Here is an 11,597-nt window from a genome sequence, read left to right on the forward strand (position 1 = left end):
TGAAATCAGCGCCCTGACCTGAGTATTAGAGAAATAAACGGAAAAATAGCTCCTCATATTTTTCCGTTTTTTGAGCTAATTCCGAAGGAGACTGCGATACGCCTTTTGTTGCAGTCCTTTTTTAGTCTATTGAGCAATGTTGGCTAGCATTTTTCTCAATCGTCCTTTCGATAATCCAACAGCCTTTGGAGCTGAGTAATCTGTTGCTGTAATTCCATTCCTTTTGTCGTATCCCGATTAAGTTTGCGTGGGAGCTGCTGCTCGATCACTTTTTTTACATTCGTTTGATCAGATTTTTTTGCAAATTGTTGTTCAATAGGCAAGAACGGATAATGTGTCACGATTTGGAAACCGTAAGAATTGCATAGTAATGAGTAGCCAGCAATCCCGGTTTTTTTTTGATAAGCTTTGGATAGACCTCCGTCAATAACAAATGCTTTTCCGTTTGCTTTGATCGGTGACTCTCCTTTTTTTACTTTTACTGGCGTGTGCCCATTGATGATTGCTGAACCTTCTTCTTTTGCATCGAATTCTGCCAAAATTTTTTCACTGAACCACTCTTCATCTCGCAAGTGATAATAGGGATTGCTTTTTTCGACGTGCGTATGAGGCTCTGTGAGAAAATAGCGCTCAAAAGTGGCCATTTTACTCTTGCCGAATAAAGGCGAAAATGGCCCGCTCCACGCATACCAAATCAAATCGGTCGCCAAATCTTCTTTTGCAGTCAAATCTTTTGCGCTTTCAGTTATCTGTTTTTCAAAAAATCCCAGTAGTTCTTTTCCGCGATAAGATTGGTCTAATTCAAATGCTAAGAGCTGCCCCTTTTCATCTACAGGTATACAGCCATGAAACAGTACATGTTGATTGTTCGTGAGATACATTCCCCCTTTTTCTATCAAAAACGTCATGTGTTTTTGCATTCTTAACGAGTGCTGGAATGAATACATCAAACTATCGATCACTTTTTGTTCCTCTTCCAAGAATTTTTTGGGATCATCTGGCTGGATCGTTTGAAAACAAGTCCCTTTCAACTCATAGAGCTGACCTTCTAAATCGATTGTTGATTCTTCATAGTTGATTTTTTCCAGCAATTTACGATCGTCCATTTTAAATTCAGGTCGTCGATCCAACAACTGATGTTCTGATTTGAATTGGAGGATAGAAAGCGCTTGATGGATCTTTTCTAATTCTTCTTGCTCTCTTTCAGATAGATTTTCCCTGTTTTTAGGGGTAAATACAGGATTCTTCTGGTAGGTTTGATGGGCAAAAGAAAATAATGGACGTAAATTTATTCCATATTCTTTCTCTAATTCAAATAAATAGTTGTAGCGTGCAGCAATCCGTAAAAGCGTCAATAAACATGCCTCAGAGCCGCAATACGCACCAATCCACAAAATATCATGATTCCCCCACTGGATATCTACAGAGGAAAAATCCATGATTCGATCCATTACTTTGGCTGCTTGAGTTCCCCGATCAAAAATATCACCCACGATATGCAAATGATCGATGACAGATTTTTGGATCGTCTGCGCAAGTTTTGTTAAAAATTTTTCTTCTTCCTTCATTAAGACAAGTTGTTCAATGATTTTTTTTACATAGTCTTTTTTCCCGTTGATACGATCATCGATATACAAGAGTTCCTCAATGATATAGCTATATTCTTTCGGCAATCCTTTTCGAACTTTTGATCGAGTGTATTTGACTGTCGTAAACCGTAAAAGATCAATCAAACGATGGATCAGCTGGGATTTATCTTGTTTTTTGTACCAATCAGTCGTCAATACATATTCTGGATAAGCCGTAAAAATAGTGAATTGGCTGATCTCCGTTTCCGTCATTTGTTCAGAGAAAAGGTCTTTGATCTTTTCTTTAAGATTTCCTGAACCGATACGCAGAATATGATCAAAAGCAGGAAATTCGCCATGTATATCGCTCAAAAATAACTCTGTTCCTTTTGGAAGCTGCAAAATTGCTTCGAGATTGATGATTTCCGTGATGACATCTTCCGTTGTAGGGAACTTCTCTGAAAGTAAATCTAAATAGCGGTCCATTAAAACGCCTCCAAAAATTGGTATACTCAACATTATAAAGTTGTTATGCGCTATTTTCAATGAATATATATCCAATATAATAAAAAAAATAGAAATAGGTCTATACAAAAAAGAAGCTGGGAACAATAAATGTCCAGCTTCCTTCTATATTTTTCTATATTTTATGCTTTTTTTCGTTCATTTCTCATAATTGAAATCGATTGTTTCAATGAACTCCATAATCCGCCTTCGCTATACACGAGTACATTCGATTTGTACATGTTTGCAGACAAGATCATCAATAAGAATGTCACGGCTACAAGTACCAACAAGGAAATCAATGCTCCACCCATACCGACTGTCTCATTTGCCAAGCGAACCGGCATAATACAGGAAGATAAAAATGGAATATACGAAGTGATCCGAATAACGATATTATTTGGATCTGACGCACCTAATATCAACCCAAGCATGTATCCGCCTAAAGATAAATAAGTCACTGGCAAGATTGCTTTTGCTGTATCTTCTGCTTTGTTGACCAAAGAGCCACATAAAGCTGCCAAAACAGAAAAAATCAAAATGCCAAAGATCATAAATAGAAGAGAATACCACAAGAATGGTCCAATCAAGTTATCCAATGAGATACCGTCTAATATATTTTTGACCATTTCCATATCTTTGAATTGACTGTATCCTATACCAAAAATAATACCGTATAATGCCATTTGCGTTAATGCAACAAGTAAAACACCTGTTAGTTTTCCGTAAAAATGCTTTTGTGCAGTCGTACTGGACAGGATCACTTCCATGATCCGCGTGCCTTTTTCAGAAGCGATCTCTTGTGCAATGATCTGCGCATACGTCAAAATAATAATGAACAAGACAATCGTTGCTACATAACTTACGACATATTGGACTGTCGAGTTATCTTCTCCAACTGTCATTTTTCCTTTTGAATCAAAATTGACTTTTTGTCGAGTCAAACTTGCTTGTTGGCTCAAGCTAGCTACTTCTTCTGGTGAAATGCCTAATTGACTTGCTCGAAGCATCGATTGCAAGCCAGTCAGTTGTTGTTGTATCAGTAGTTGTGTACTTTGTCCTAATGAATTTTCGCTATAAAGCATCCCATTTATCTTATCATTCTCAGTTGAGACTACTAAATACGCATCGATTTTTTCTTCCGAAAGCTCTTTTTGTGCTTTTTCTTCAGAATCAACTGCTTTGAACTCAAAATCATCTGTTTTGACTTGGCTCATTTGCTGACTGATTTGCTCATTATCAGCCAATACGCCGATTTTATTGACATCACTATTTTGTTGAGCAAAGTTTCCTGCTACATAAATGATACCCAGCATGATAAAAGGGACTAATATCATGATCAAGAAAGAAATCGACTTAACATTTTTTAAATAGACATCTTTGGTAATAATCCAAAACTTACGCATCGATTTCACCTGCTTTCAATTTGAAAATCTCTTCCAAAGTTGGCGGTTGCTGGTTAAACATAGGAATGTAGCCGAACTGAGTCGCACGAGTAAAGATTTCTTTCCCAGCTTCAGGATCTTCTAATGTGATCTCTAACGTATTATCCTCACGAAGGATCACTTTTTTCACGCCTTCGATTTCTTCTACTTCCTGTTGACTTAACCCAGATTCCAAGAATAACTTCGTACGGCCAAATGATTCACGGATCTCATGGACTTTTCCATTCAAAACCATTTTTCCGTTTCGCAGCATGATCAAATGATCACAGATTTTTTCTACATTATCCATATTATGGCTAGAAAAAATGACACATGAACCGTGTTTTTTCAATTCCAATATTCCATCTTTCAGTAATTCCGCGTTTACCGGATCTAACCCGCTAAATGGTTCATCCAAAATGATCAATTTAGGTTCATGGATCAATGTGGCGATAAGCTGGACTTTTTGCTGATTCCCTTTAGACAAAGATTTTACTTTATCCGTCTTTTTCCCTTTTACCTGAAATTTTTCCATCCAAAAATCGATTTTTGGTTCAATTTCTTTTCTTGATTTCCCTCTAAGTTCTGCAAAATAAAGCAGTTGGTCTTGAATCGTTACTTTTGGATAAAGTCCTCGTTCTTCTGGAAGATAGCCGATGATATCATAATCTTTCTCCCCAAGATGATGACCATTCCATAACACTTCTCCCTGGTCTTGTGTCAAAAAATCCAAGATCAAACGAAAAGTCGTTGTCTTCCCAGCACCGTTTTGACCAATCAGCCCCATGATTTTTCCGTCTGGGATTTGGAAAGAGACATGATCGACAGCTGTGTAGTTCCCAAAAGTTTTAACAAGATTCTTGACTTCTAACATTTCTTCACTCCTTCTTCAATAAATCCATATATCCTAAGACACCAGATGTAAGCGATTTATTATTTACCAACAAAACGTATACTCTCTTGTTGTTGTAATTAAAATGATAGGACACTTTACTTTCTTTGTAAAGTGCCCTTTTCTCATTCCTGATGTAATTTATCAAATACGTTTTGTGCGACATTTTTCGGTAGTCCGATTTCTTGTAATTCTTCTATCGTAGCTGCTGTGATATTTTTCAATGATTTGAACTCTTTAAGCAACATTTTTTTTCGTTTCGGTCCTAGCCCTTCAATTTCGTCTAATCGGGAAGCAAAACTGTTTTTACTACGCAGCTGCCGATGGAAAGTGATTGCGAATCGATGGACTTCATCTTGGACCCGCTGGAGCAGGAAAAACTCAGGTGAATTTCGTTCAAGTGGTACTACAGCCAAATCTGTACCGAATAGCAACTCATTTGTTTTATGTTTATCGTTTTTTGCCATACCAGCAATAGGAATATCGATTCCTAATTGATTTTCTAAGACATCTTTTGCTACATCGACTTGTCCTTTTCCTCCATCAATCAAGATCAAATCAGGTAAAGGCAACCCTTCACGAATCACTCGTGAATATCTGCGATAGATGACTTCTCTCATCGATGCATAATCATCCGGTCCGTTGACTGTTTTTATTTTATATTTCCGATATTCTTTTTTTGCTGGTTTTCCATCAATGAATACGACCATCGCAGCCACAGGATTCGTCCCCATGATATTAGAGTTATCAAATGATTCAATGCGTATTGGGGTCGGGATATTCATTGCGTTTCCTAAACGTTCCACTGCTCCGATCGTCCGTTCCTGCTTTCTAGCAATCAGATCAAATCGTTCATTCAAAGCAACTGAGGCATTCTTATTCGCCAATTCCACTAATTTTTTCTTTTCGCCTCGTTTCGGTTGTAGAACTTTCGTATCCAACAAAGCTTCTACACTTGGCTTGTCGATCGTATCAGGAATCAAGACTTCTTTAGGAATGAAATGTTCATTTTCCTGATAAAACTGACCAATATAAGTCAAAAAATCTTCTTCTGCTTCGTTATAGAAAGGAAACATTGAAACATCTCGTTCAATTAACTTTCCTTGTCTTACAAAAAACACTTGGACACACATCCAGCCTTTATCAATCGCATAACCAAATACATCTCGATCCAGTAAATCAGTATTTGTCATTTTTTGGCGAGTCATGATTGTTTCGATAGCACGGATCTGGTCTCGGTATTCTGCAGCTTTTTCAAATTCCATGTTTTCAGCAGCTTTTTCCATTTTCTGATGGATCTCTGACTCGATTTTTTCGTGTCCTCCGTTTAAAAAGTTTTTCACTTCATCAACGATTTTCGTATAGACTTTCGGATCTACGTCGAAATAATAAGGACACAGACATTGCCCCAAATGATAGTAAAGACAAGGCTCCTTCGTCTGACTAGGTTTGCATTTTCTCAGAGGAAATAATCGGTCGAGAATCTTCTTTGTCTCATTCGCCGCACCGACATCTGGATATGGTCCAAAATACAGTGCTTTGTCTTTTAGTACTTTGCGAGTAATCACCAAACGGGGATATTTTTCATTCGTTATCTTAAGGAAAGGATAGGTTTTATCATCCTTTAACATAATATTGTATTTAGGATCATTTTTCTTTATCAGATTGATTTCTAAGAGCAAAGCTTCTATATTCGATTCTGTAACGATGTATTCAAAGTCTTCAATTTCACTAACAAGCCGTTCCGTTTTCGTATTATGGCTGCCAGTAAAATATGAGCGGACGCGATTTTTCAATATTTTGGCTTTTCCGACATAAATGATCGTTCCATTTTTATCTTTCATCAAGTAACAGCCGGGCTGATCAGGAAGTAAAGCTAGTTTGTTTTTGATTCGTTCGTTCATCTGGTACTCCCCTTCATATTCAATTAAAGTTATTATAGCATGTCTGTCAAAAAAACAATCCAGCCTGACAACGTAATTATACTCAAAAAATGTTAATTTGAATAACCTTAACTCAACCGCAAAAAAACCGAGGACGGAACTGAATTCAGTCCCATCCTCAGCTTATTTTTGCTTTAAGCTTTTATAAATATTGATCGATCATTTGACGTAGTTGTTCTTTTGAATGAACACCAACAGCTTTTTCTACTACTTGACCATCTTTTTTCAACATTAATGTTGGAATACTCATGATTCCGAATTGTTGAGGAGTTTCTGGATTTTCATCCACATCCATTTTAGCAATTCTGAATTCTTCTTCATCATATTCTTGTTCCAATTGATCCAAAATCGGTGCCTGCATACGACATGGGCCACACCAAGTTGCCCAAAAATCAATTAATACAAGTCCTTTGTCTGTTTCTTCATTAAATGTCTTATCTGTAATTACTTGTGACATATTAAAGACCTCCATTTTTAAAATCTATGACCAGTATAGCATTTCTATCCTTGGATAGCGAACCATCTGCTTACCTTTAGTAAGTTTTACTTAAATTTAACAATTGTTGCACCATTTCCGCCTTGATTTGCCGGTGCAAACTCAAAGCTTTTGACGCTCCGATGGTTTTTAAGATAATCAGTAATTCCCTTGCGAAGTGCGCCTGTCCCCTTTCCGTGGACAATAGTCACTTGAGGATAACCTGCTAGGATGGCAGAATCCAAATACTGATCTACTTCACTTAGCGCTTCCTCATATCGTTTTCCTCGAAGGTCCAATTGATTCGGCACATGACTGCTAGATTCAGAGCGTACAGCATGGACAACTCGTTGTGTCGGCTCTTTTTGAGGAGCAACAGGCGTCAGTTCGTCTTCGGACACATTCATTTTTAGTATACCGATTTCTACTTGCCACTGATTCCCGTTTTTACGTAAAAGCGTCCCTCTTTGGCCGTAAGTCGTAACCAACACTTCGTCTCCCGGTTTTAATGTTTTTTGTTCTTTCGCCTTCTTCAATACTTTATTTTTCTTCAATGTTTCTTCTTGATGTAGATTTGCTAATTGGGTCTTTGCATCGATCAACTGATGCTCTTTCACATTTCCTTGCCCGATCTGCTGTTGCATTTTACGAATATCAGCAATGATTTTTTCTGCTTTTTTTTCCGCCTCTGACACGACTTCATTTGCTTTTTTCTTTGCTTTCTCTATTTCTTTTTCACGTTCTTCAAAGAAATAGCTGTAAGCTTCTTTCAAATCATGATGAAGTTCTTGTGCCTCAGAAACAAAATGACGCATTTTCAGATATTCGGTCTCTGCCATTTTCCGGCGATTCTCTAAATCTGTGATCATTTCATTTAAATCTTGGCTCTCATCATTCATCAACTGCTTTGCTTCATTAATAACATCTGTATCAAGACCTAATCGGCTGGAGATTTCAAACGCATTGCTCCGACCAGGCACACCGATCAGTAAACGATACGTTGGACTTAGTGTATCCACATCGAACTCCATACTAGCATTAATCGTATTTGCCCGATTGTATCCATAAACTTTCAATTCAGGATAGTGTGTTGTTGCCATCACATAAGCAGACTTTTTACCAAGATCATCTAAGATCGCGATTGCTAGAGCAGCACCTTCTTGCGGATCTGTTCCTGCACCAAGCTCGTCAAATAGTACCAGACTTTTTTCATTGACTTTTGATAAAATATCTACAGTGTTCGTCATATGAGAAGAAAAGGTCGATAGACTTTGCTCAATCGACTGTTCGTCTCCTATATCCGCAAATACTTCTTCAAAAATACCGATTTGGCTTTCTTCTCCTGCAGGAATCGGCAACCCTGCTTGCCCCATCAGCTGTAACAGACCTAAAGTCTTCAACGTGATCGTTTTCCCACCTGTATTAGGTCCTGTAATGACGATGGCTTGATAGTCTTTTCCAATTGCGATGTCATTAGGAACTACTTTTTCCTGATCGATCAGCGGATGTCTTGCTTGTTTCAAGACGACATGATTGTCTTCACTGATTCCCGGCACGATGGCTTTTAGTTCTTTACCAAATCGTGCTTTTGCATTCATCAGATCCATTTTACCAATCACATAAGCATTGTGGATGATTTCTTGACGATGTGGAACAAGTTCTGCAGAAAGTTCACTTAAAATACGTTGAATCTCATTTCGTTCAGCGATTTGATATTGACGCAAACGATTATTCAAATCCACCACTTGTTTTGGTTCAATAAATAAAGTCTGTCCTGAAGCACTTTGATCGTGGACTACACCGCCAAATACACCGCGGTATTCTTGTTTGACTGGGATAACGTAGCGGTCATTTCGCATGGTGATGATTGCATCGCTCAAATATTTTGCGTTCTTCCCGCGGACGATTCCGTCTAACTGTTCACGAACAGCTTGTTCACTGCGACGAATGTTCTGTCTTATGATTTTTAGCTCAGGAGAAGCATCGTCGGTCACGCGTCCGTCTTCATCGATTGCTTCCTTTAAACGGCGACTTAAAACAGGAATCGTGACTAGCTGATCTGCCCACATATACAAACGCGCAAATTCAATTTCACTGTCAGAAAGATCATCAATGAACCGATGCAATTCACTTGTCGTAGATAACACTCTGGAAACTTGTGCAAGCTCCACTCCATTCAAATCTGCCCCGATTTCGATCCGTTTCATATGAGGGCGGATATTTTCAAGTTTTGGTATAGGAATCCCGCCTCGCAGACGTTGTACTTTCAACCCATCCTCAGTTTCTTGAAGCCATTCTGTGATCGTTTGTTTCTCGCTCACTGGTACCAATTCTGCCAGTTCTTCTTTTCCTTGTGCAGTCACTACAAATTGTTTGACCATCTGTTTGACTTTTTCAAATTCCAATGTTTCAAGGATTCGGTTATTCATTTTATCACCTTATCTTTCACTATGAAAAGAGGGCTGTGCCGGACATACGTTGCGCAGCCTTCTTAAATAAACTACTGTGTACAAAAAACAAAACATTCTTGTAAAAGTTTTTCTAAAAAAATATTTTCTAGCCCTATTTTCCTTAATTCAAAATATTCGTTACCCAAAGCTCATACATCTTGTTGGTAAGAAAGGGCGTTCTCTCAACGATAAAACGAGCGAAACTATGCTCGCCGAATTGATTTTGGACCACATCTAATGGAACAAAGGCAAGTAACTGCAAAATCAAAAATATAGTAACGTAAGCCATGATTAGTGACAGGATACCTCCTGCAATCCAGTCTACCTGTCTCAAGATCGGCACATATGTCAATCCATGGACAAAGACCCCCACAAATCGGGTGATCAGCCAGCCAATCAGCAAAATGATCAGAAAAGCCGTTCCTGCATAAAAAGCTTCATCTAGGTGAAAGGCAAATACTTGATCAAAAAATGCTAACTTTGATGTCGGGGTGACAGCTGGGTATGGAATGTATAATTCCAAATGACTTGCTAATGGTTTGTAAAAATGCTGGGCAGCAATAAATGACAACACATATCCGATTGCGAATATGACTTGTAAAGCAAACCCGCGACGTGCTCCAGAAAAAAACGCAATTAGCAATAAAAATAAAATCAGCAAACTCAGCATGCTACGTTCCTTTCTCTTCTAACTTTTTTAAATTTTTCTTATTTTGATAAAAGGATCTTAATTAGAAGATTTTTGTTTGATTTGTCCTTTTCGTTTTTCATTTAAAATCTGCTGTGCTTCCACATGATTTTTAATAGTATAATCTGCTTGACCATTTTCTTTCAGTACTTCTCGAGCTTCATTCTCGATTGCTTCCATGCGTTTTACGCGATTTTCAAGCTCTGTAAATTTGATCATTTTTTTCTTTAATTCTGCTGTTTCTTCTTCTAGCTCCAAGATTCTTTCTTGTTTCTTCAATTGATCCGAAAGCGCATTGACAGCCATCAAGATCGCTGCTTGTTCATTATCCATTTGTGGTGATAATTGTTTCAATTCTGCTAACTGCTCATTGATCAGCTTCGTTACGATATCCATATGATGCTTGGTTTCCCGTCCGATAATAGTATATGTTTGGTTGGCAATCACTGCTTTGTAGCGTGTTTTTTCGTGCGCCATACGAATCATTTCCTCCTATTTGATGAAAGTTTTATTTAGTGTACCATGAAGTTGGTTCTTTCACCGTTCTCCACAAATATTTTTCACATACTTAACTATTATATGATAAACTTTAAAAAAATGCTATGTCTCGCAACCTCTTAGAAAACGAAAAGTCAGGAGTTGCGGTATAGATTTATGTATAAAAACGAGGAGAATTTTATGAGCAACGTCATTATCAAAGCAACGAACGACCAACTTAGTCAAATGAAAGCACACTATCGCTCTTATTTGTTAAATAAACAGATTCCTTATACTATCTTTGCTGCTAAAAAAGACGGGACGACCATCACTGCTTACACATCAGGAAAAGTGATGTTCCAAGGGGCAAACGCAGAAACGGAAGCTCAGCGCTGGGGACAGGCACAGGATAAGCAGGCCAAACCAGCAAGAACGGTCTCTTCTTTGCCAAAAAATATCAGTCAATTATCCGTTTTAGGTAGCGATGAAGTCGGAAATGGCAGCTATTTCGGTCCACTAACAGTATGTGCTGCTTATGTGAAACGTGATCAGCTTGCAGAATTACGTAAACTTGGTGTTCGAGATTCAAAAGAGTTAAAAGATAGCCAAATCATCCAACTTGCTGATGTCTTAAAAGAAACTATCCCTTACAAACTACTTGTCTTGCCCCCAGAAAAATACAATGAGATCCAGCCAAAATACAATGCTGTTCGGATGAAAGTCGCTTTGCATAATCAAGCAATCCATTTGCTGCTAAAAAAGATCGCACCAGAAAAACCAGAAGCGATTTTGATTGATCAGTTTACGCCAGAAGCAAATTTTAAAAAATATGCGCGTTTAGAAAAAAATCACTTGCAAGAAAAACTGTACTTCGTTACTAAAGGAGAACAATATCATTTAGCTGTTGCTGCTGCTTCTATCATCAGTCGTGCCAGCTTTTTAGAAGAGTTAGACAAAGCATCAGCTGAAGCTGGAATCACCCTTCCCTCAGGAGCTGGAACGAAATCTGATCAAATAGCGGCAAAACTATTAGAAAAAGGCGGCATGCCTATGCTTGAAAAATATGCCAAACTTCACTTTGCCAATACAGAAAAAGCGTTGAAGCTAATAAAAAAATAAAAAAACTGTGACATAAGTCGTGTCACAGTCCCTTATTCCGAATAAACGGTGTTCAAT

General features: G+C 38.1%; 9 protein-coding genes. 1 reads left to right on the plus strand and 8 read right to left on the minus strand.

All coding sequences use genetic code 11. The features are described from left to right. Positions 1 to 155 precede the first annotated feature (155 nt). The 8 genes from HMPREF2961_RS01485 to zapA form a co-directional block, all read right to left on the minus strand. Positions 156 to 2,054 (minus strand): fructose-bisphosphatase class III, encoded by a 1,899-nt coding sequence (locus HMPREF2961_RS01485; RefSeq protein ID WP_070703810.1) that lies wholly within the window; start codon positions 2,052 to 2,054, stop codon positions 156 to 158. A 161-nt stretch (positions 2,055 to 2,215) separates the two neighbouring features. Further along, positions 2,216 to 3,478 (minus strand): ABC transporter permease, encoded by a 1,263-nt coding sequence (locus HMPREF2961_RS01490; protein WP_070703814.1) that lies wholly within the window; start codon positions 3,476 to 3,478, stop codon positions 2,216 to 2,218. Next, complete coding sequence (locus tag HMPREF2961_RS01495; RefSeq protein ID WP_002290805.1) at positions 3,471 to 4,370, minus strand: ABC transporter ATP-binding protein; 900 nt, start codon at positions 4,368 to 4,370, stop codon at positions 3,471 to 3,473. The genes HMPREF2961_RS01490 and HMPREF2961_RS01495 overlap by 8 nt, the downstream gene beginning before the upstream one ends. A gap of 143 nt (positions 4,371 to 4,513) precedes the next feature. Further along, a complete protein-coding gene (uvrC, locus tag HMPREF2961_RS01500; protein ID WP_002290804.1) occupies positions 4,514 to 6,292 on the minus strand; it encodes an excinuclease ABC subunit UvrC in 1,779 nt (592 codons plus the stop codon). Positions 6,293 to 6,473: 181 nt separating this feature from the next. Further along, a complete protein-coding gene (trxA, locus tag HMPREF2961_RS01505; protein ID WP_002290803.1) occupies positions 6,474 to 6,788 on the minus strand; it encodes a thioredoxin in 315 nt (104 codons plus the stop codon). Positions 6,789 to 6,874: 86 nt separating this feature from the next. Next, entirely contained in the window at positions 6,875 to 9,235 is a 2,361-nt protein-coding gene (locus tag HMPREF2961_RS01510) for an endonuclease MutS2 (protein ID WP_070703816.1), read from the minus strand. Positions 9,236 to 9,377: 142 nt separating this feature from the next. Continuing rightward, the gene (locus tag HMPREF2961_RS01515) at positions 9,378 to 9,926 is read right to left on the minus strand and encodes a CvpA family protein (RefSeq protein WP_002333754.1); all 549 of its coding nucleotides are present in this window, start codon (positions 9,924 to 9,926) and stop codon (positions 9,378 to 9,380) included. A 57-nt stretch (positions 9,927 to 9,983) separates the two neighbouring features. Then, complete coding sequence (gene zapA / locus HMPREF2961_RS01520) at positions 9,984 to 10,421, minus strand: cell division protein ZapA (RefSeq protein WP_002290800.1); 438 nt, start codon at positions 10,419 to 10,421, stop codon at positions 9,984 to 9,986. Between the two features lie 201 nt (positions 10,422 to 10,622). Between zapA and rnhC the strand changes: the two genes are divergently transcribed. Then, complete coding sequence (rnhC, locus tag HMPREF2961_RS01525; RefSeq protein WP_002329499.1) at positions 10,623 to 11,540, plus strand: ribonuclease HIII; 918 nt, start codon at positions 10,623 to 10,625, stop codon at positions 11,538 to 11,540. Positions 11,541 to 11,597 lie beyond the last annotated feature (57 nt).

The sequence above is a fragment of the Enterococcus sp. HMSC076E04 genome, from assembly GCF_001814285.1.
GTDB lineage: Bacteria > Bacillota > Bacilli > Lactobacillales > Enterococcaceae > Enterococcus_B > Enterococcus_B lactis.

Bases quoted from the DNA above. Each gene is read 5' to 3' on its own strand.
- rnhC (WP_002329499.1), top strand. From the start codon at position 10,623: ATGAGCAACGTCATTATCAAAGCAACGAACGACCAACTTAGTCAAATG.
- HMPREF2961_RS01485 (WP_070703810.1), bottom strand. From the start codon at position 2,054: ATGGACCGCTATTTAGATTTACTTTCAGAGAAGTTCCCTACAACGGAA.
- HMPREF2961_RS01515 (WP_002333754.1), bottom strand. From the start codon at position 9,926: ATGCTGAGTTTGCTGATTTTATTTTTATTGCTAATTGCGTTTTTTTCT.
- HMPREF2961_RS01490 (WP_070703814.1), bottom strand. From the start codon at position 3,478: ATGCGTAAGTTTTGGATTATTACCAAAGATGTCTATTTAAAAAATGTT.
- uvrC (WP_002290804.1), bottom strand. From the start codon at position 6,292: ATGAACGAACGAATCAAAAACAAACTAGCTTTACTTCCTGATCAGCCC.
- HMPREF2961_RS01510 (WP_070703816.1), bottom strand. From the start codon at position 9,235: ATGAATAACCGAATCCTTGAAACATTGGAATTTGAAAAAGTCAAACAG.
- trxA (WP_002290803.1), bottom strand. From the start codon at position 6,788: ATGTCACAAGTAATTACAGATAAGACATTTAATGAAGAAACAGACAAA.
- zapA (WP_002290800.1), bottom strand. From the start codon at position 10,421: ATGGCGCACGAAAAAACACGCTACAAAGCAGTGATTGCCAACCAAACA.
- HMPREF2961_RS01495 (WP_002290805.1), bottom strand. From the start codon at position 4,370: ATGTTAGAAGTCAAGAATCTTGTTAAAACTTTTGGGAACTACACAGCT.